We start from the raw sequence: 20236 nt of genomic DNA, 5'->3' as shown, positions 1-20236 counted from the left end.
CCGGCACTGATGGTGTCTGCCGGTTTGATGGAGAGTGTGGCGTGAGAGGCAAATTCAAATCCCTGACCATGGTCAACTGGAACGGCTTCTTCGCCCGCACCTTCGATCTCGACCAGCTGGTCACGACCCTGTCCGGCGGCAACGGCGCGGGCAAGTCCACCACCATGGCGGCCTTTATCGCGGCCCTCATTCCCGACCAGTCACTGCTCCACTTCCGTAACACCACGGAGGCGGGCTCCTCCAGCGCGTCCCGCGACAAGGGGCTCTACGGCAAGCTGCAGCGCGGCCACTGCTATTCGCTGCTGGAAGTGATGAACAGCCGCGAGCAGCGGATCTGGGTCGGCGTCCACCTCGAACAGGTGGCCAACCGTGACAACAAGGTCAACATCACCCCGTTCGCCCTGGTGGATGTGCCCGAGCACCTGGCGCCCACGGATCTGCTGCTGGAGAAGCTCGACGACGGCAAGGGCCGGGTACGTGCCTTCGCCGATCTGAAGGGGGCGGCAGCGGAGCTTGGCGCCATCAAGGTCGCCAAGTTCAATACGGTGACCGATTATCACAACTTCATGTTCGAGTTCGGCATCACCCCGAAGAAACTGCGGGATCAGAAGGATCGCGGCAAGTTCTACCGCCTGATCGAAGCTTCCCTCTACGGCGGTATTTCGTCTTCCATCAGCCGCTCCTTGCGTGAATACCTGCTGCCGGAGAACTCCGGAGTACGCAAGGCGTTCCAGGACATGGAGGCGGCCATCTACGAGAACCGCCGCACCCTGGAAGCCATCAAGGAGACCCAAGGTCAGCGTGATCTCTTCAAGAATCTCATCACCGAGACCACCCACTATGTGGCCGCGGAGTATGTGCGGGGCGCTGCCGAGAAGAGCCGCCTCTCCGAGCTGGCCCTCAAGGCACGCTCTGAGCTCGCCGGCAAACGCCGTCTGCTGGCCGAGGAGAAGCAGCGCGCCATCTATCTGGCGGACGAGGTGGATCAGCTCACCAACCGCGAGAAGCTCCTGACCGACGAGCTGGAGTCCGCCGCCGAGCACCTGGCCAAGGTGATGGCGGCCGTGGCCCTGCAAAAGAAGATTGCCCTCTATCGCGCCGATCTGGCGGAGCTCAACGACAAGCTCGAGCAGCAGCAGGCGGTGGTGGAAGAGATCCACGGCCAGTTGCTGGAAGTGGAGGAGCGCAAGGAGCTGGCCCAGGCAGAGGTGGACAGCCTCAAGACCCAGCTGGCCGACTACCAGCAGGCGCTCGATATCCAGCAGACCCGCGCCATCCAGTACCGTCAGGCGGTGCAGGCCCTGGAAAACGCCCGCGAGCAGTGCGAACTGCCGGGGCTCGAGCCTGCGCAGGCGAGCGACACCCTGCACCAGTTCCGCGCAGCCGAGCAGAGCCTCACCAGCCGGGTGCTGGGGGCCGAGCAGCAGCTGGCGCTGGCCAAGGCGGCGGTGGCCGAACACGAAGCGGCGCTGACGCTGCTGCTCAGCATCGCACCCGAGACAGTGCGCGAGGCTGCCTGGCCCACCGCGCAGGCGCTGCTCAAGCGCCACATCGAAGACAAGGCCCGCATTGCCCAGGGGCAGGGTCTGCGCGCCGCGCTGGCTCGCCTCGAGAAAGAGAGCGAAAGCCAGAAGACGCTCTTGCGGCTGCGAGACGAGCTGGCCCAGGCGTCTGGTCAGCACATTGCTAGCCAGGACGAGCTGGAGATCTTCCTCGAAGCCCAGCGCACCCGCCAGGAGGAGCTCTCCGAGCAGCAGGCAGAGGCCAATCAGCGCCGCGCCAGCCTCGAGCATCAGGGCACTCAGCTGGGTCGCGATATCGCGGAGCTGACCAAGCTGGCCCCGCGCTGGCTCAAATCCTTTGAAAAACTCGAGCAACTGCGCGAGCAGAGTGGCTTGGCCTTGGCCACCGCCGAAGAACTCTCTTCCGGCATGCAGAGCGTGCTCGACAAGGAGCGGGAGTTCGAGCAGGAGAGCAACCGCATTCAGGGCCAGAAACAGGCGCTGGAGCTGCAAATTCGCAACCTGCAGCTGGGTGCCGGCGAGGCGGATCCCCGTCTTGCCCGCATCGCCGAGCAGGTGGGGGGCGTGCTGCTCTCGGACGTCTATGACGACATCTCCATCGATGATGCCCCTTACTACTCCGCGCTCTACGGCCCGGCTCGCAGCGCCCTGGTGGTGCTCGACCTCGAAGGCGCCATCGAGCGGCTGAAAAAGCTGGAAGATTGCCCGGAAGATATCTACCTCATCCAGGGCAACCCCGACTCCTTTGACGAGGATCTGGTGGAAGCGGATGAGCTGGGGGACGCCGTGCTGGTGCGCACCAGCAAACGTCAGGTGCGCTTCTCCCGCTACCCCGAGCTGCCGCTGTTTGGCCGCGCCGCCCGGGAAAAACGGATCGAGCAGCTCGATCTTGAGCGGGAAAACCTCATCGAGGGCTACGCCAAGGCCGCCTTCGAGCAGCAGAAGTACCACCGTCTCTACGGCCACTTCCGCGACTTTATCGGCCAGCATCTGGATATCGCCTTCCGCCCGGACCCCGAAGCCGAGGTGCAGGCCAAGCAGCACGAGCAGCGAAAGCTGCAAGAAACCATCGCCGAGTGCGACAAGCAGCTGAGTGATGCCAAAGCCGCCGCCGCCCAGCTGACCCGCCATATCCAGCTGGTGCAGGGGATGCTGCCCTTTGCCCACCTGTTTGCCGAGGCAGACCTGGCGGCCCGCCTCGAGGCGGCTCACGCCGATGTGGAGGCCCTTAAAACAGCCGAAGCCTTTATCGCCAGGCACGGCAAGGCGCTGGAAAAACTGGAAACCATGGTGCAGGTGCTGCGCCAGGATCCCCAGGATCTGGCGGCCCTGCAGGCGGCCTTTGACGAGGTGAGCGACCTGCTGGCCGAGCAGAAGCGCCGTTGCTACGCCCTCGATCAGCTGGTGGCCCGTTTGCCGCACTTTGCCTATCAGGATGCGCAAGATCTGCTGGGCAAGGCCTCCGAGATGAGCGAGCGACTCAAAGAGAAGCTCAAGGCGGCAGAGCTTGCCGCCCGCACCGCCGGTGAGCAGCACAAGCAGATCACCCAGCGCCACACCGAGGCGCTGCAACTGCGCACGGCGCTCGATTCCAGCGCCTCGGCCAAGGGGCAGACCCTGGCGGAGTTCGAGCAGGAGCTGGCGGCCATGGGGCTGACCCTGTCGGATGACATGGAAGAGAAGGCCCGTGCCCACAAGAAAGAGATTGAAGAGCTGCTTATCCGCACCCGGACCCGCCGCACCAGCGCCGAGGCCCAGTTGCAGGTGTGCAAGCGCGAAATCGAATCCCTTGGCGGTCGTCTCAAGCTCGAAGGCAAGGATTACTACAGCGCCCGCAAATCCCTGGTGGGTCACAAGGCGAGCTGGTCGCGGGTGGTGCGTCTGGCACGGGAGACCGACGTCGAGAAGCGTCTGAACAAGCGCGAGCTGGCTTATCTTGACAGCGACGAGCTGCGCTCCATGTCGGACAAGGCCCTCGGCGCCCTGCGGGTGGCGGTGGCCCACGACGAGGCCCTGCGCGATGCGCTGCGTCTGTCGGAAGGCAACCGCAGCACCGAGCAGAAGGTCACCTTCTACGTGCAGGTCTACCGTTACCTGAAAGATCGCATCCGCAACGACATCATCCGCTCGGACGATCCGGTTGAAGCCATCGAGGAGATGGAGATCGAGCTGGCGCGCCTCGCCGATGAGCTCAAGCAGCGGGAAACCCATCTGTCCCTCTCCTCCCACGAGGTGGCGGCCAAGATCACCAACATCATCCGCCGGGAGCAGAACCGCATCCGGGTATTGAACCAGGGCCTGCAGAACATCGCCTTCGGTCTGGTGCGCGGGGTGCGTCTCAACGTCAATATCCGCGAGGCCCACACTCGCCTCCTGACCGCACTCGCCGATCAGAGCGCCATGCACAACGATCTCTTCGCCGACAAGGAGCTCAGCTTCTCCGAGGCCATGGCCAAGCTCTTCCAGCGTCTCAATCCGCAGGTGGAGCAGGGGGAGCGCAACTATCAGGTGATGGGGGACGTGCTGCTGGATTATCGCAACTACCTGGAGCTGGAGATCGAGGTGCAGCGCGGGGCCGACGGCTGGCTGCGGGCCGAGAGTGGCGCCCTCTCCACCGGCGAGGCGATCGGCACCGGTCAGGCCATCCTCTTGATGGTGCTCATCAGCTGGGAGGAGGAGTCCCGCCGCCTGCGCGGCAAGGACATCGCTCCCTGCCGCCTGTTGTTCCTGGACGAAGCGGCGCGGCTTGATGGCAAATCCATCGCCACCCTGTTCGAGCTGTGCGAGCGCCAGGACATGCAGCTGCTTATCGCGGCGCCCGAGAACATCAGCCCCGAGAAGGGCACCACCTACAAGCTCATCCGCAAGGTGCAGGGCAAGCACGAACATGTGCATGTGGTGGGGCTGCGCGGCTTTGGCTTCGCCGACGACAAGCTCATCGCCTGACCCCTTCCCCTGACAGGGGCTGACGGAGCGATACGCAAAACGGGAGGCCTGGGCCTCCCGTTTTCCATGGGAAATATGAGAGAGTAGGCCCCTGTTAACGGAAGCCCGACTGGCGATGCTGGTCGCTCTGTCCCATCGAGGAAGCAACGCATGACGACGCGACAAAAAAGGCTGCTGGCCTCCCTGTGCCTGCTGCTGGCCGCCTGCAGCAGCCAGCCTGATGCAGGCAGTGCGGGCAACTGGCGAGGCTATAGCGAGACGGGGCTCGCCTCCTATTACGCCGATCGCTACCACAACAAGCGCACCGCCAGCGGGGAGCCTTACCAGCGCCACGCCAACACCGCTGCCCACATGACACTGCCCTTTGGCGCCCTGGTCAGGGTCACCAACCTGGCCAACGACAAGAGCGTGGTGGTGCGGGTCAACGACAGGGGCAATTTCCCCCGCGGGCGCATCATCGATCTCTCCAGGGCAGCGTTCAGCGCCATCGGCAATCCCCGATCCGGGCTTATCAAGGTCAGGATTGAGGTGCTCTAGTCACCGGGTCTGCATGTGCCGGTGCCCCTCCATACCCGGGCCGCTGGAAGAGGGCATTTTCCAGTGATCGCGGGCCATCTTCTTTATTCCATTGGTGAGGTCGCCAACGCGACTTCCCATTTTCCGGTGTGCCATTAAGATAGCCAAACGAAAATCAGGGCGTCTTTACCATCTGGCGGCAACCGGGCATGACATGGTGTGTGAGACACCCCTTCAACCCCCTGCCCATGTTTTGTCGCTAAGGAGCAGGCTATAAAGAGAGACGTCATTCACAGGGAGGATCAGAACATGACTGACAAACGCGTCATTCAGGCAATGGCCATCCCCGAGCACAAGGCAAAGTCCCTCTATCCGGAGCCCTTTGCTTCCCTGGTCAAGCACCGCACCCGGCGCAGGCTGGGGGATCATTTCGGCCTCGCCAATTTCGGGGTCAATCTGACGACCCTGGCACCGGGGGCCATCTCGGCGCTCAAGCACCATCACGGCCTGCAGGACGAGTTCGTCTATGTACTCTCGGGCAATCCCACCCTGCGCCACGGGGAGGAGGAGTACCGGATGTCGCCGGGGGAGTGCATCGGCTTCAAGGGGGGCAGCGGCCTGGCCCACCAGTTGCTCAACCACGGTGAGGTGGACGCCGTCTATCTCGAGGTGGGGGACAGGCTGCCAGGGGATACCGTCGACTATCCCGACGACGATCTGGCCCTGGTACAGGGTGCCGATGGTGCCTGGTCAGCCAGACACAAGGATGGCAGCCCCTACTAGGGGGGCCTCTTCGGGCAATGAGAGAGACCTCCATGGTGTTCAGCCCCTTTTCTGCTGTCAGGGCAGAGGATTTTCTGCCGCTGCTCAACGACGAGACGCTGCGAAAGCACCTGATCCCTCACCCGCTTTTCGAAGTGGCCGGGGTGCGCGACTGGATGGCGTACAAGCTGGGAGTCGACGCCCGGCCAGGTTGCCGCGTGCGCGCCATCTTCCTCGACGGCACCCTGGCGGGGTGGTGCGGCATCCAGCCTGATGACGAGGGGGTGGAGCTTGCCATCGTGCTCGCCAAGGCCGGCTGGGGAAGCGGCGTGGCGATTTTCAACGAGATGATGGGGTGGGCGAGGGAGCTTGGCCATCGGACGATCCTCTTTCACTTGCTGGATACCCGCCAGCCTTATCGATCCCTCGCCAGACGGGCCATCTGGGTGAGGAAAACGCGCCTGGGCGAACACCCTTTCACCACCTATTGCCTTGACGTTGAACGTTGGTCTGCAGGCCCTTAGCCTGGACCAGGGGCAGCAAGCCGTGCCGCCTCCTGGCGGGTCCCGTTGCCACCCTTTGCGCCATGATCCCTCCCGCTCGTTTGTTCCTCCGTGCACGGTGTGGTTATCCACCCCGTTGAACACAGTGTTCATTCTGCCCCCCTATATGGCCCCCACCGTCCTGCCTACACTGGGCAACGTCTGATGGAGGCGCATCCGGCAGTATAAATAGCTGTCCAGGTTGCACTCTCTGGCGTGTTGACGATGTACAACGGAGATAACTGGATGAAAAAAGAGACAGACAAACTGGTATCGATCGCGGTGCTCAAGGCCCGTGACGGCATGGGAGAGCGTCTTCGCGATGCCCTGCTTACCTTGATTGGTCCCACTCGCCAGGAGCCGGGCAACCTCGATTACGTGCTGTTCGAGTTGAAGGATGAACCCGGCACCTTCTACATGCGGGAAGCCTTCGTGAGTCAGGCCGCCCTGGATGCCCACTGTGAGACCGCGTATTTCCAGGCTTTCGCTCGCCAGGCGGACGAACTGCTGGCCGAACCCCTTCGGCTTGTTTTCATGGAAGAAGTGAGTCCCTGATCCTTGCCGCAGAGCCCGATGATCCCCTCATCGGGCTTTTTTCCTTCAGCCTCGCTCCCGGCAATCGCATCTACCTGCTCGGCTGCGTGGCCATGGCCCTCAACCCCATCCTGATCAAGCGCTGCTACCGGGGGAGTCCTTCCTCCACCTGACCGGCTGGACCCTCATCTGCGCCACTGTGCTGCTGCCCCTTCATGCTGGCAAATGGGGGGTGGTCTGAGGGGCTGCCTGTCGCTCTGATCAACCAGGGAGTGCGTCATGAGAAGAACCCTGATCCTGGTACGCCATGGCAAGTCGAGCTGGGAGGACGCGTCTTTGTCTGACCGCGCTCGTTCGCTGGCGGCGCGCGGGCTGCGCGATGCGCCCCTGATGGGGGCTCGCCTGGCGTGCCTGGGGGTGAAGCCCGATCTCATCCTCTCGAGCCCCGCCTGCCGGGCCCTGACGACCGCCCGGCTGCTTGCCGCAGAGCTGGGTTATTCCCCGAACCACATCGCCATCGACGAGGGCCTCTACGAGAGCGATGCCGGGACCCTTCTCGGGGTGGTGGGGGCGCTTTCAGATGATCTCGCCTGCGTGCTGCTGGTGGGTCATGATCCTGCCTTCACCGACCTGGCTCATGGCTTTTCCTCCGGTATCACTCGCATGCCGACCTGCGCCCTCGCCCGCTTCATCTTCGACGCCCCCTCCTGGTCGGCGCTCCCGTCCTGCTCGCCGGTGGTGGCCGTGCTGGACTTTCCGAAGAAGAGGTAGGGGGGGCAGAAACGACAAGGGGAGCCGCGGCTCCCCTTGTCGTGATGGTGACGGGGTCATTTGGCCGCGATGGGCCCCTTGGTGCCCGCGTCGTTGTCGACCCAGCCATCTTCTCCCTTGAGGCGGCGATCCCCCTGGATGGTGTAGATGACCATGCCCTCCTTGAACACCAGGGCGCCGTCGGATTTCCTGGCACTGACCTGCTTGTCGTTGACCCACACCTGATCCTTGTCATCGATGCGGATGTTCGCGACCGTGGCGCCCGTCTCGGGGAAGGTGGCGACCCAGTTGCCGGTGTAGGGGCTGGCGCTGGCCGCTGCGGGGGCGGCGCCAAATCCGGCGGCGGCGTTCTCGGCCTTGCTCATGTTGATGTCACAGCCGCTGAGTTCGCTCACCTGGGTACAGCCTGAGCGCTCCAGCTTCTGCTCATAGCTCATAGCTCATGTTCAATCCGCCTTCGTTGGCCGTGGCGGCGGTGCCAAATCCTGCCTTGGCGTTTTCCGCCTTGCTCTTGTGAATATCGCAGCCCTGGGCTTCGGTCACCTGGGTGCAGCCGGAGCGTTCCAGCTGCTCGGCGTATTTGTGGTTGATGGCGTGAACCTGGGCGCTGCCCAACAGGGTGAGGGTCAGGATGAGCGCGGTCTGTCTGAACATGATCAATACCTCTGGCAATGGGTCATTCGGGCTTGCTGCTCCCTGGGCGGCAAGGGGCTTGCGCTGGCGAGATGAAGCCCTCTCTCACCATAGCAAGCAGGAGGGAGCGAAAGACGATGTCTGCGTCAGCTCTGGGGGATGCGGACCCCCTTGTCGAGGTAGAGGCTGCTGTAGTGGGCGCGGTGGGTGACGAACATCACCTGATGGCGACTGCCATCGGAGAGAATGATGAAATCACCGGCCTGTGCCGGGCTTTGCAAGCGGATCTCGTGTTCGGGGGCCGTCAGCTTGTCGGCCTCCTCCCGGAAGGTGAGGGTGTAGGAATACATATGGCGCTCCACCGCAGGCTCATATACAGACACGCCTACAACTCTAGCCCCGGTAGCCGGGATCCGCGGCGCCCAAGCGGCGCCGATGGTGCAGATAATGTCAGCAGCGGTGAGGCACAGGGATCAGGGACGACCACTGAGCAGGATGGCGCCGCCCAGGGTGATGAAGAGCCCGCCGGTGATGCGGCCAACGAGGCGCTCGCCGCGACCTGGCTTGAAGTAGCGACCGGCGCGCCTGGCCAGGGCGACATAGCACAGATGCACCAGGCTGACGATGGCGCAGATGGTCAGGTACATGGTGATGAACTGCAGCGTCAGCGGACTCTGGTGATCGAGGAACTGGGGCAGCAGGGCGCAGAGGAAGACGATGGTCTTGGGGTTGCTGGCGGAGACCAGAAAGGCTTCTCGCAACAAGGAGAGGGTGGTTCTGGTGCGTCCCCGCGCGGTGGAGGGAGAGAGCCCTTGGGCACTGGTATTGGCCGCGCGCAGCGCCTTGTAGCCCAGATACACCAGGTAGCCACCCCCGCCAGCTTGAGGGCGACAAAGAGGGGAGGCAGGGTTTGCAGCAGGGCCCCCACCCCCATGGCGACCAGACCGATGAGGATGGCCTGGCACCCCAGGTTGCCGAGGATACTGACAAGGGCGGCGCGCCAGCCGTGTTGCAGACCGTTCTTGACCACCAGCAGCACATTGGGGCCAGGGGTCAGGGTCGCCAGCAGATAGGCCAGCGCAAACAGCATCCAGGTATTGGGGTTCATGAGCAGATCCTTGGCGTCAAAGCTGGCATGATGCCAGCCTCTTTGACGAGTCGTCCAGCGGCGTCTCTCCCGGCCCCGAAGAGGATCCAGGCGAGAGCAATCAGGTGCAGCATGGTCTGCGGCTGGAAATGAAATAGGCAAGGATATGTATAAAAAAATCGCATGAAGGCAGTTTTTTATGATGTGTTAAAACCGCAGATAAGCTGTCTTTTTTCTCACCGGTTAACCTATGGCGTCGCAGCATACTGATTTCACCGATGTCGATGGATTGCCAATCGTAAGCGCTGACCATCCTGCCACGAGCTTGTGGACGGGTGACGGTTTGAAAGAGCGATCTTCCTTTGGTGCGAGACAGGTCACGGTTGTGGACAGAAAGATCCCCTCTACTTGGCCATATGGAACCGCAATGAATGAGGGGGGAGGATGTCACTTTTTGATGAGCGTCGAGTGCAGGATCTCTGTGCCCGCTTGCTGGCAGACACTAATAACCAGGGATATTCACTCGATAGCAAGCATGGCCGCGAGTTGAGAGATCTCCTGCAGGCTGTGGGTGGAGTCAAGCCAGTGGGACGAGGGGCTCGTCATGTGTTGACCGATGCTGGAAGGAATTATCTCGCAGCACAGCTGGCACAGGTTGCACCAGTGATGCCGGACAGGCGTGACACGATACGGGCTCTCGGGGTGGACCTGCCCGCACATCTAAACCAGGCCAGTTTTCATGCCCTCTGGCATGGGGACAGCAAGAGCGGGATAGATCCAGATAATGATGCTATCGACATCACGCTGACACAGGATGAAGTGATTCGACTTCGCACGCTGAGCCCGCTGTCACTCATCGGCAAGGACGGACTGCGCTACGACATGAGGGCGCAACTGGCACTATTGGGAGAGCTGGTCTTACCGGAGCGCTGCTTGAGTAAGTTACATGGCATTGAGTGGCAGGGGCGGCAACTGGTCACGGTGGAGAACAAGGGAGCTTTCGTGGATTACCCGCTGCAAGTGGGGGAGTTGTTGCTCTATGTGCCTGGCCGCAATACCAAGTTGGCACGTCAGGTATTCCCGCTGTTGCCGGCTGCCGTACCCTGGGCCCATTTTGGCGATTTGGATCAGCGCGGATTGGATATCGCTAACGAGCTGGCCCATGCCCTTCGTCGTCCGTTGGCTCTTTGGCTACCCGACACCTTGATGGCCTATGTTCATCACTATGCCCGCACTCTGATCCGCCGTCTGGAGGGGCAACCGATCAGCAGAGGCAAGATCCCATGGGAGGAGGTACCCGTGGTGAGTGAGCATGGCAAGCAACTGGAAGAGGTCCTTATATATCTGATCGAAAAGGGATTGTGGTTGGAACAGGAAGTATTGGTGCTAGCCGGAGGTTGGCAGTCATGGCCACTCGACGCGCCTTGCGGCCAACGCAGTAATGAAAAAACCGCCATCAGGCGGTTTTAATGGTTGTCAGCCCCTATTTCAGGGCTTTTTTCAGCTTTTTGATCTTGCCTTCGTGCTTGGCGATTTTCGCCTGGCGGGCGGCGATCTTCTTTTTGATCTCTTTCTTGCTGGCCATGGGGCGGCTCCTTGTCTCGTGGGCGCCATGGGGATCAGGGTGCCCGGGGTCTTTCCATGCGTGCCGGGAAGGCCCTCTCCGTTGGCGCACTGGCGGCCAGGGGAGGGGGCATACCGCGGAACTGGTTTGCAGGATAGTCCAGTTTCCCCCGGATGCCACCCGAACGGCAGGAAACAGAGGCAACAAAAAAGTGCCCCCGGGGGGCGCTTCTGGCTTGAAGGGGTCAGTATCAGGCCTTCTTCAGGTAGGCGGCCACCAGCACGATCTGCATGCCGTTGACCTTGCCCTCGATGTGCAGCGGGTTGTTGGTCAGGCGAATGCCCTTGACCAGGGTGCCGCGCTTGGCGGTGAAGCCGGCGCCCTTGACGTCCAGATCCTTGATCAGGGTGACTGAGTCCCCTTCCACCAGCACGGCGCCATTGGAGTCGACGGTCGGTACGCTGTCGTCATCGTCGCTGGTCACGCCGGCGTCTGCCCAGGCCTTGACTTCGTCTTCCATGTACATCATGTCCAGCATGTCCTGGGCCCAGAGCTCGCCCCGGGCGACGAGGGCCTTCAACTGGCGCCAGGCCATCACCTGCACCGCCGGCACCTGGCTCCACATGCTGTCACCCAGACAGCGCCAGTGGTTCACCTCCGTGGTGTCCGGCTGCTCCAGCTGGCCGCGGCAGGTGGCGCAGAGGACCACGCTTTGGTCGTCGTCACTGGCGGGGGAGTGCGGCACCGGGAAGGCAGTCAGCGCATGTTCTGCGCCACACAGCTCGCATTTGGCATTTGCACGGGCTTGCAGGATGGCATTGATGGTCATGATTGGGTTCCGTTTATAGGGGTAAAGCGGCTCGCCGTGGCGGGCTGCGCGAATGAGGGGGCGGAATATAGCACAAATCCCTGCTTTTTGTCAGGCTACCAGCGGCGCACAGGCGAGTGCTTTTTGACGGCAGATCGCTAGAATGAGCCTCCCTTTTTGCGCCAAAGGACAGGTTCACCGTGCTGGCCCACCGTTTTCGACAACTGGACTGCTTGCTCACCGCCGAGCGACGCTGGTGGCAATACCAGCCCTATCACCATTTGGGGATCGCCTTTGCCCGCGAGGCGCCAGCCCTTGCGAAGTGCCTGGCAGCCCTGACCCTTGACGAGATAGCGCACCTCGACGGGGACATGGATGCGCTCTGCACCCTGCTCGCCCCCTGGATCCCGGCGGGGGCCGAGTTGCAGGCCCTCGGCGAGCTTGCCCCTTTCGCCCCAGAGCCCGTCCAGTGCGCCAGGACCATGGCGATGTACATGCCGGGACGCAAGCAGGGGCAGATAGAGGCCTTCACCGGCTGCCTGCCCCCCACCAAGGTCCCTATCTGGAGTGGTGCGCCGGCAAGGGGCATCTGGGGCGCCTGGTGTCGCTGCACCGTGGCGCGGAGATCCTGAGCCTGGAGTGGCAGGGGGCGCTCTGCGAGGAGGGGCGGCGGCTCGCCGCGCGCGACGGCGCCAACATGCGGTTCGTGGAGGCGGATGCCTTTGCCACCGAGTCCGGGGCCCTCATCGCCCCGCACCATCACGCCATGGCGCTCCATGCCTGCGGCGATCTGCACACCCATCTGCTGACGCGGGTGGCCGAGGGGCGTGCCCAGGGGGTGACCCTCTCCCCGTGTTGCTACCACCTCATCAGAGGAGAGCACTATGCGCCCCTCTCCCGGGCCGCCAGGGCCAGTGCCCTGCGCCTTGGCAAGAGCGATCTGAAGCTGCCGCTGCAGGAGACGGTGACCGGCGGCGCCCGCATCGCCCGGTTGCGGGAGCGGGAGGTGGTGTGGCGCCTCGCCTTTGACTGCCTGCAGCGCCAGGTGCGCGGGGTGGATGAGTACCTGCCGGTGCCCAACCTGCAAAAGAGCCTGCTGACCGGGGACTTCGAGGATTTCTGCCACTGGGCCGCCGAACGCAAGGGGATGGGCTTGCCCGCGGGGCTCGACTACGCCGCCTTGCTGGCACAGGGGGAGCGGCGCTTTGGCGATGTCGCCCGCATGGAGCTGGTGCGCCACCTGTTTCGCCGCCCCCTGGAAATCTGGCTGCTGCTCGATCGCGCCCTTTTCCTCGAGGAGCAGGGCTACCGGGTGGAGGTGGGCACCTTCTGCCCCAAACCCATGACCCCGCGCAACCTGCTGATCCGGGCGGTGCGCGCAGGGGGGATCTGAGCAAGCGTCCGCACAGGTCGGATGGCTGCGCCAACAAGGCCAGGGGCTGGATCCCCCTGCAAACGAGCGCCATCTGAGTGCAGGGAGGCGTGGCTCACAATTTCGCCAAATACTTAATTCTTGTCGTGAATTTAGTTGCCAGGATGCCTATGCTCGCCCTGACATTTTCAAGACAAGGATGGTTACCCATGTTCATGCTCACGCGCACCGCCTGCCTGGTTGCCCTCGTCTGGGCACTGCCCGGCCAGAGCGCCATGACAATCCAGCCCGATCCCCAGAACAGCGGCGGCTATGTGATGGCGGCGGCGGATCTTGCCAGTGCGGCCCAGGCCAAGACCGCCAACCCCATGTACGGGATCTGGTCCCACGCCCTGGCCACCCGGCCCAATTCGGTGGTGGAGGCCATCGTAGCCCGCGCCCCCGGCAACCCGGACAACGTCAAGCGGGTCGAGCGGGTCTTCACCGAATCGGACTGGGAGTTCCTGACCCAGATGGCCGCCCCGGAGTACACCTACGAGCGCTTCCTGCGGGCGGTGGGCAAGTTCCCCGCCTTCTGCGGCGACTACACGGACGGGCGCAATGCGGACGCCATCTGCAAGAAGTCCATCATCACCGCCTTCGCCCACTTTGCCCAGGAGACCGGCGGCCACATTGCCAAGGAGAATGTCTCCGACAACCCCCTGGGGCTGGAAGAGTGGTGCACGTGCGGGAGATGGGCTGGTCTGAGGGGCAGACCGGCTACACCACGGGGTGTGGCCAGAGTGACTGGCAGAACCGGCGCTGGCCCTGCAGCACCGGTCAGGGCTATTTCGGTCGCGGCGCCAAGCAGCTCTCCTACCACTTCAACTACGGCGCCTTCTCCGAGGCCATGTTCGACGGCGACGCCTCTGTGCTCCTCAACAACCCCGGGCTGGTGGCGGACTCCTGGCTCAACCTCGCCTCCGCCATCTGGTTCTTCCTGACGCCCCAGGCTCCCAAACCCGCCATGCTGCACGTCATCGACCGGACCTGGGTGCCCTCCCAGCGTGAGCTGGCGGCGGGCATCGGCTACGGCTTTGGCACCACCATCAACATCATCAACGGTGGCATCGAGTGCGGCGAGCAGAACAAGAACAAGGGCCAGCCGGTCAACCGCATCCGCTACTGGGAGGGGCTCGCGGCCCACTACGGGATCCCGCTGCTGGCGGACGAGAAGAACACCTGCTGGCAGCAGACCCCCTATGGCAGCCTCAACCTCAACGGCGCCACCGACGTGCTCTACACCAACTGGGACGGCAACTGGAAATACTACCCGGACAGACCCGGCGGCTACTCCTTCGAGTGCGATCTGGTGGGGTACCAGACCGCCTATTCGGCCCTGGTGCCGGGGGATTACGAGAAGTGCGTGACCAACTTCTACGGCTCCCACGCCAGCTGGCCCAAGGTACGGGTGGTGGCCGCGCTGGATCCGGCCCCGGTCGACCCCGGCACGCCGCCGGTGGACGGGGTACCGGCCTGGGAGGCAAGCAAGGTCTACACCGCGGGCAACAAGGTGAGCCACAAGGGGGTCATCTATCAGGCCAAGTGGTGGACCCAGGGCAACGAGCCGGGCAAGGGGGATCCCTGGGCACCGGTAACCTGAGAGTCAGTACAAGCGCAAGCACTCCGGGGAGGCCGCGCGCCTCCCTTGTTGATCGCCGCGCTGGCTTGCTGCGCCTCTTTTGGCACTGATAGCCTGCGGATTCACACCGAGGGAGGATGACCATGAACATCGCCATTCATTTTGAAATTCCGGTACAGGATCTGGAGAGAGCCATCCGCTTCTATGAGGGGGTCTTCGAGACGGTGCTGGAGCGGGTGCAGATCGATGGCAACGAGATGGCCCTCTTTCCCCTGGAAAGTGGCACGGCGGGCTGCTCCGGCGCCCTGGCGAAGGGGGAGAGCTATGTGCCGAGCCTGGATGGCACCCGGATCTATCTGCGGGTGCCTGACATCGAGGGGACCATGGCCCGGGCACTGGCATCGGGCGGGGCCTGTCTCTATCCCGTCACCCGGGTCGGGGAGGGCCTCGGGGTGGCGGAGTGTCGGGATTGCGAGGGGAATCGCATCGCCTTGCAGGAGGGAACCTGACCATTATTTATCCGGTGCATGGGATATGTTGAGTCATTCACGCGATGAATAAAGAGGGGGATTTTCCCGCTCCGGGAGTCTCAGACCCGCGGTGAGGCCCCGGAATGGTCAGTTGCCGCCCCCCGGATCCCGTGCTACTTCATCTGGTGCGGCAAGAAGGCGAGCACCCGTTCGCCCGGTCTGTCGCCCCAACTCTCAGGAGGCATCATGGAAGGACATTGTCTGTGTGGCGGGATCACCGTGTCGAGCGGCGATCACAAGGAGGTCAACCTGTGTCACTGCGCCATGTGCCGGCGCTGGTCAGGGGGGCCCATGTTCGCGGTGCACGGGGGCAAGGGCGTACGGTTCACCGGGATGACCCCGGTGGCCTACCGCTCGTCGGAGTGGGCGGAGCGCGGATTCTGCCCCACCTGCGGCACCCATCTTTTCTACCATCTGTTGCCGACGGACGAGTACATCCTCTCCGCCGGCCTGTTTCAGGATCAGGGGTTCGAGCTCACCGGGCAGATCTTCATCGACGAGAAGCCCGACTTCTATGCCCTCAAGAACGACACCCCGACCCTGACCGGGCAGCAGGTGTTCGAGCAGTTCGCCCCCAAACCCTGAGCCTGTAATCACCCCGAGGAGAAGCCATCATGGATGAACAACCGAAGGTGAAGGGGCCTGCCTCCTATTTTCCCGCCATCGAGCAGAAATACGGCCACCCCATCGTCCACTGGCTGACCCTGCTGGCGGGGCGGGAGGAGCGCAAACACATGGCCCTGGTGGCCTGGCTCAAGGACGAACACGCCATGGGTCACGGCCATGCCAATGCCCTGGTGGCACACTTTTTGGCGCAGCCCGATGCGCCCGGCGTGGCATGACAGTGCCACAGTGCAAAACGTGCAGGAAAGCCAGAGGAGCAGAGAGATGAAGATAAGCGTCAGCGTCTGGGTTGCCAGGCCGATTGCCGATGTGTGGCGGGGCTGGAACACCCCCGCCAGCATCATGGCGTGGAACGCCGCTTCCCCGCAGTGGCACTGCCCCCAAAGCCGGGTGGACCTGCGGGTGGGTGGGCGTTTTTGCCACCACATGGCGGCGCGGGATGGCAGCACGGGGTTCGATTTCGAGGGGACCTTCACCGAGGTCACGGCGCCGACGGGGCTCGGCTACGTCATGGCCGATGGCCGCGAGGTGAGCGTGCGGTTCGTGGCAGAACAGGGGGGCACCCGGGTGGAGGAGCGGTTCGATGCCGAGTCCCTGCACAGCGGCGAACAGCAGCGGGCGGGGTGGCAGAGCATCCTGGATAACTTTAAGCGCCATATGGAGGCCGCCGGCTGACCCCTGCGGGGTGCCAATAAAAAAACCACCGCAAGCTGGCGGTGGTTTTTTTATGGCGTTCGTCCGGGGCAAGGCGGGGCAGGGGGTCACTCCGCGATGTCCAGCAGCACCAGGATGGCGCTCTCGCCCCCCCACTCCCGCGGCGCCTGGTGAAAGGCGCGCACAGCGGGGTGCTGGGCCAGCCAGCTCGGGATGCGCTGCTTGAGGATGTGCTTGCCGATGCCGTGCATCACCGAGGCGACGTGGATGTTCTCTTTTCGGCACAGGGTGAGCAGGGCCGCCAGCTCCTGCTTGGCTTGGTGCTGGTTCATGCCGTGCAGATCCAGATAAATCTCCGGCGGGTAGCTGCCGCGCTTGAGCTTTTTCAGCTCGAATTTTGACACGTCGTCGCGCACGTAACGGGTCGGCCCGTCCGCCTCGAGATGGGGCTGGTACTCGTCGCTGAAAAAGTAGTCAACCCCAAGCTTTTCGCGGCTCTCGCGCACTTCGCGTTTCTGCTTGACCGGGTTTGAGGAGGCCCTTATGGTATCTTGCTTAATTTTCCGGGTACCTTTGACAGCATCACGAAACAGCAGGCTTTCCTCGTCTGTGAGTGAGGGCGTATTTTTCATCAGGTACTCGTCTTGCTCGCTGTATAAAATTCTCGGGCCGGATATTACTCGACTTGGAGGTGGATTTGGACAAGATATTTATCGATGAGGTGGTTGCCGAAATGCACACCATCCAGGACATGTTGCGCTGGGCCATGAGTCGTTTCAACGACGCCGGGATCTTCTACGGACATGGTACCGACAACGCCTGGGATGAGGCCGTGCAACTGGTGCTGCCCGCGTTACATCTGCCGCCGGACGTGGATCCGGGCATGCGCCACTCCCGCCTGACCACCAGCGAGCGCCACCGCATCGCCGAGCTCATCATCCGCCGCGTGCAGGAGCGCATTCCGGCGCCTTACCTGACCAACAAGGCCTGGTATGCGGGCTGGGAATTCTACGTGGACGAACGGGTGCTCATTCCGCGCTCCCCCATCGCCGAGATGGTGGCCAACCGCTTCGCCCCCTTCCTGAAAGACGAACCGACCCGGATCATGGACTTGTGCACCGGCTCCGGCTGCATCGCCATCATCATGGCCCACGAGTTCCCCCATGCGGAAGTGGATGCCATCGACATCAGCGTCGATGCCCTCAACGTGGCCGAGCGCAACATCAACGATCACGGACTGGAGCAGCAGGTTATCCCCATTCGCTCCGATCTGTTCCGGGATCTGCCGGCCGGTGACAAGTACGATCTCATCGTCTCCAACCCGCCCTATGTTGACTCCGAGGACATGTCGGATCTGCCGGAGGAGTTTCGCCACGAGCCGGAGCTGGCCCTGGCGTCGGGCTCCGACGGCCTCAAGCTCACCAAACGTCTGCTGGCCAATGCCGCCGACTTCCTGAAAGAGGATGGCGTGCTGGTGGTCGAGGTGGGCAACAGCATGATCCACCTGGAAGCCCAGTTCCCCGAGGTGCCCTTCACCTGGGTCGAGTTCGAAAACGGCGGCCACGGCGTCTTTGTGATGACCCGCGCAGAGCTCGAGCAGCACCAGGCCCATTTCGCCATTTACAAGAACTAAGCAGCAAGGAGCATTCATGGCAGGGAACAGTTTCGGCCAACTCTTTCGGGTCACCACTTTCGGCGAGAGCCACGGTCTGGCGCTGGGCGCCGTGGTCGACGGCTGCCCGCCGGGGCTGGAGATAAGCGAAGACGATTTGCAGGGGGATCTGGACAGGCGCAAGCCCGGCACCTCCCGCTACACCACTCAGCGCCGCGAGGCGGACGAGGTGAAGATCCTCTCCGGGGTGTTCGAGGGCAAGACCACGGGCACCTCCATCGGGCTGCTCATCGAGAACACCGATCAGCGCTCCAAGGACTACTCCGAGATCAAGGATCTGTTCCGTCCGGGTCACGCCGACTACACCTATCACCAGAAGTACGGCCAGCGTGACTACCGTGGCGGCGGCCGCTCCTCGGCCCGCGAGACCGCCATGCGGGTCGCGGCGGGGGCCATCGCCAAGAAGTACCTGAAACAGGTGCACGGCATCGAGATCGTGGGTTTTCTCTCCCAGCTCGGCCCCATCAAGGCGGAAGGGTTCGACGAGAGCCAGATCGAGCAGAACCCCTTCTTCTTCCCCGATGCGGGCAAGCTGGAGGCGCTGGATGAATACATGCGTGCCCTCAAGAAAGAGGGCAACAGCGTGGGGGCCAAGGTGTGTGTCGTGGCACGCAATGTGCCGGTGGGCCTGGGGGAGCCGGTGTTCGACCGCCTCGACGCCGACATCGCCCACGCCATGATGGGCATCAACGCGGTGAAGGGGGTGGAGATCGGTGACGGCTTCGCGGTGGTGGAGCAAAAAGGCTCCGAGCATCGGGACGAGATGACTCCGGCCGGCTTTGCCAGCAATCATGCGGGGGGCATCCTGGGGGGCATTTCGTCGGGTCAGGAGATCGTGGTGAGCATGGCCCTCAAGCCTACCTCCAGCATCACGGTGCCGGGCAAGACCATCACCACCAGCGGTGAGGCCACCGAGATGATCACCAAGGGTCGTCACGACCCCTGCGTCGGCATCCGTGCCGTGCCCATCGCCGAGGCCATGCTGGCCCTGGTGCTGATGGATCACCTGCTGCGCCACCGCGCCCAGAACCAGGGCGTGCACACCCAGACCCCGCAACTGCGCTGATCATGCTGCAGGCAGGGTGAGTGATCACCAAAAACCACAAGGCGACCCCAGGGTCGCCTTTTTCATGGTTTTTTGCCGGCGTCGGCGTCAGGGGGCCGATGGCGTCGAGAGCGATGACAGCCGGGTTGCGTCCAGGCGGCAGCGGGGCGGCGCAAAGGCGGGATCCGGTGAGGGCAGGGCGGCGATGGCGGAATCGATGCGGGCGAGCGCGTCCTCGTTCACGGCCTCTTTGGCAAACATCAGGCGCACCGGCTGCTGGTGCAAGAGCACCTGACACTGGATGGCATCGCTCGCCCCGAGCTGGCCGAGCCGGTAGCGGGCGTACTGCCACTCCATGATGACGCCGTCGAGGCGGCGCGCCAGCAAGAGGGTGAGCAGCCTGTCATCGCTGTTGTATTCGCTCGCCTGCCCGAGGGCGGGGCACTCCTCGCTCATCGGCAGGGGGCGGGTGCCTCGCAGCTTGCCAAGGCGCAGCCCCTTGGCCTGGCACAGGGTTGCCAGCTCCGTGATCTCTCGCCAGCCCTCGGGCTCCCCGGCCTGCGGGCGCTGGCTCAGCAGCACGAAGCTGGCGCGCCGATAGGGGGCGGAGAAGCGGGCGAACCGCTCCCGCTCGGGGGTTTTCAGGGCGCCCATGGCCACGTCCAGCTGCTGGCGCTCCATGAGGTAGAGGGCCCGGGCCCAGGGGAGGTTGCGAAAGGCGGGCTCCACGCCTGCCTTGCCCAGGATCTGGCGGGTCAGGGTCACGTCCAGTCCACCGAGGGTACCGTCGGCAGCGATTTGGCTGAAAGGGGGCCAGTGGCTCCAGGCCACCGACAGGGTCTCCCTGGCGGCGAGGGGCTGGGCGAAGAGCAGGGGCAGGACGAGGCCCAGCATGCGCCGGGCGGTGGGGGTGAACTTCCGTTTCAATCAAAACCTCCTGTTCCGTGTATCGCGCCGTCCCCGGCAGGCTGCGCAGGGGCATTGATACATACGGCGATTCGGGCCATTTTGTCCTGCCTTCGTCCCTATTTC

The 20236-nt window shown here is 63.4% G+C and carries 19 protein-coding genes and 3 pseudogenes; 15 read left to right on the top strand and 7 right to left on the bottom strand.

The genetic code is table 11. The annotated features are described in order from the left end of the window. The first annotated feature begins 41 nt into the window (after positions 1-41). The 6 genes from mukB to C2U47_RS21730 all read left to right on the top strand — a co-directional run bounded on the left by mukB (position 42) and on the right by C2U47_RS21730 (position 7594). Positions 42-4469, top strand: a complete 4428-nt coding sequence (mukB, locus tag C2U47_RS21760; protein ID WP_010674846.1) for a chromosome partition protein MukB — start codon at positions 42-44, stop codon at positions 4467-4469. A 150-nt stretch (positions 4470-4619) separates the two neighbouring features. Further along, on the top strand, positions 4620-5006 hold the full coding sequence (locus C2U47_RS21755) for a septal ring lytic transglycosylase RlpA family protein (RefSeq protein ID WP_103261899.1): 387 nt from the start codon (positions 4620-4622) through the stop codon (positions 5004-5006). Between the two features lie 288 nt (positions 5007-5294). Continuing rightward, on the top strand, positions 5295-5768 hold the full coding sequence (locus tag C2U47_RS21750) for a cupin domain-containing protein (protein WP_103261898.1): 474 nt from the start codon (positions 5295-5297) through the stop codon (positions 5766-5768). Between the two features lie 17 nt (positions 5769-5785). Continuing rightward, a complete protein-coding gene (locus tag C2U47_RS21745) occupies positions 5786-6271 on the top strand; it encodes a GNAT family N-acetyltransferase (protein WP_029314570.1) in 486 nt (161 codons plus the stop codon). Between the two features lie 264 nt (positions 6272-6535). After that, positions 6536-6844, top strand: a complete 309-nt coding sequence (locus C2U47_RS21740; RefSeq protein WP_010674842.1) for a putative quinol monooxygenase — start codon at positions 6536-6538, stop codon at positions 6842-6844. Between the two features lie 258 nt (positions 6845-7102). Then, the gene (locus C2U47_RS21730) at positions 7103-7594 is read left to right on the top strand and encodes a SixA phosphatase family protein (protein WP_103261897.1); all 492 of its coding nucleotides are present in this window, start codon (positions 7103-7105) and stop codon (positions 7592-7594) included. 56 nt (positions 7595-7650) lie between these two features. Here C2U47_RS21730 and C2U47_RS23440 read toward each other — a convergent pair whose 3' ends face one another. The 4 genes and pseudogenes from C2U47_RS23440 to C2U47_RS21710 all read right to left on the bottom strand — a co-directional run bounded on the left by C2U47_RS23440 (position 7651) and on the right by C2U47_RS21710 (position 9317). Then, positions 7651-8031: a hypothetical protein gene (locus C2U47_RS23440; RefSeq protein ID WP_085943958.1), complete on the bottom strand. Its 381-nt coding sequence runs from the start codon at positions 8029-8031 to the stop codon at positions 7651-7653. Continuing rightward, on the bottom strand, positions 8021-8248 hold the full coding sequence (locus tag C2U47_RS23435) for a hypothetical protein (protein WP_085943960.1): 228 nt from the start codon (positions 8246-8248) through the stop codon (positions 8021-8023). Before C2U47_RS23435 ends, C2U47_RS23440 begins: the two co-directional genes overlap by 11 nt. Positions 8249-8373: 125 nt before the next feature. Next, positions 8374-8577, bottom strand: coding sequence for a hypothetical protein (locus C2U47_RS21715; RefSeq protein ID WP_039040737.1), 204 nt, complete (start codon positions 8575-8577; stop codon positions 8374-8376). A 123-nt stretch (positions 8578-8700) separates the two neighbouring features. After that, positions 8701-9317, bottom strand: a pseudogene (locus tag C2U47_RS21710) (LysE family translocator). A gap of 441 nt (positions 9318-9758) precedes the next feature. Here C2U47_RS21710 and C2U47_RS21705 point away from each other — a divergent pair. Next, positions 9759-10784, top strand: a complete 1026-nt coding sequence (locus C2U47_RS21705) for a Wadjet anti-phage system protein JetD domain-containing protein (protein WP_010674839.1) — start codon at positions 9759-9761, stop codon at positions 10782-10784. Positions 10785-11128: 344 nt separating this feature from the next. Here C2U47_RS21705 and C2U47_RS21695 read toward each other — a convergent pair whose 3' ends face one another. Further along, the gene (locus tag C2U47_RS21695) at positions 11129-11707 is read right to left on the bottom strand and encodes a PhnA domain-containing protein (RefSeq protein WP_103261896.1); all 579 of its coding nucleotides are present in this window, start codon (positions 11705-11707) and stop codon (positions 11129-11131) included. A 179-nt stretch (positions 11708-11886) separates the two neighbouring features. On the opposite strand from C2U47_RS21695, the pseudogene C2U47_RS21690 reads away from it, so the two are divergent. From C2U47_RS21690 to C2U47_RS21665, 6 genes and pseudogenes are all read left to right on the top strand, one after another. Then, positions 11887-13079, top strand: a pseudogene (locus C2U47_RS21690) (methyltransferase). A gap of 188 nt (positions 13080-13267) precedes the next feature. Beyond that, positions 13268-14700 (top strand): annotated as a pseudogene (locus C2U47_RS23680) (chitinase). A gap of 122 nt (positions 14701-14822) precedes the next feature. Then, positions 14823-15188, top strand: a complete 366-nt coding sequence (locus C2U47_RS21680) for a VOC family protein (protein WP_010674835.1) — start codon at positions 14823-14825, stop codon at positions 15186-15188. A gap of 207 nt (positions 15189-15395) precedes the next feature. Next, positions 15396-15794 carry a GFA family protein gene (locus tag C2U47_RS21675; RefSeq protein ID WP_010674834.1) on the top strand — a complete coding sequence of 133 codons (399 nt, stop codon included), beginning with the start codon at positions 15396-15398 and terminating at the stop codon, positions 15792-15794. 29 nt (positions 15795-15823) lie between these two features. Continuing rightward, on the top strand, positions 15824-16051 hold the full coding sequence (locus tag C2U47_RS21670; protein WP_010674833.1) for a DUF4287 domain-containing protein: 228 nt from the start codon (positions 15824-15826) through the stop codon (positions 16049-16051). 46 nt (positions 16052-16097) lie between these two features. Then, a complete protein-coding gene (locus C2U47_RS21665; protein ID WP_010674832.1) occupies positions 16098-16508 on the top strand; it encodes an SRPBCC domain-containing protein in 411 nt (136 codons plus the stop codon). 86 nt (positions 16509-16594) lie between these two features. Here the strand turns inward: C2U47_RS21665 and smrB are convergent, their stop codons facing one another. Beyond that, complete coding sequence (gene smrB, locus C2U47_RS21660) at positions 16595-17119, bottom strand: endonuclease SmrB (RefSeq protein ID WP_029314568.1); 525 nt, start codon at positions 17117-17119, stop codon at positions 16595-16597. A 65-nt stretch (positions 17120-17184) separates the two neighbouring features. On the opposite strand from smrB, the gene prmB reads away from it, so the two are divergent. Together prmB and aroC are read left to right on the top strand one after the other, a co-directional pair. Further along, positions 17185-18120, top strand: a complete 936-nt coding sequence (gene prmB / locus C2U47_RS21655) for a 50S ribosomal protein L3 N(5)-glutamine methyltransferase (protein ID WP_010674830.1) — start codon at positions 17185-17187, stop codon at positions 18118-18120. A gap of 16 nt (positions 18121-18136) precedes the next feature. Continuing rightward, the gene (gene aroC / locus C2U47_RS21650) at positions 18137-19225 is read left to right on the top strand and encodes a chorismate synthase (RefSeq protein ID WP_010674829.1); all 1089 of its coding nucleotides are present in this window, start codon (positions 18137-18139) and stop codon (positions 19223-19225) included. 87 nt (positions 19226-19312) lie between these two features. On the opposite strand, the gene C2U47_RS21645 is transcribed toward aroC, so the two are convergent. Continuing rightward, positions 19313-20131, bottom strand: a complete 819-nt coding sequence (locus C2U47_RS21645) for a substrate-binding periplasmic protein (RefSeq protein WP_010674828.1) — start codon at positions 20129-20131, stop codon at positions 19313-19315. Positions 20132-20236: the final 105 nt, after the last annotated feature.

The sequence above is a fragment of the Aeromonas sp. ASNIH7 genome (genome assembly GCF_002903485.1).
GTDB classification, from domain to species: Bacteria; Pseudomonadota; Gammaproteobacteria; order Enterobacterales; family Aeromonadaceae; genus Aeromonas; species Aeromonas caviae.
This window is presented reverse-complemented; position numbering and strand designations above follow the sequence as displayed.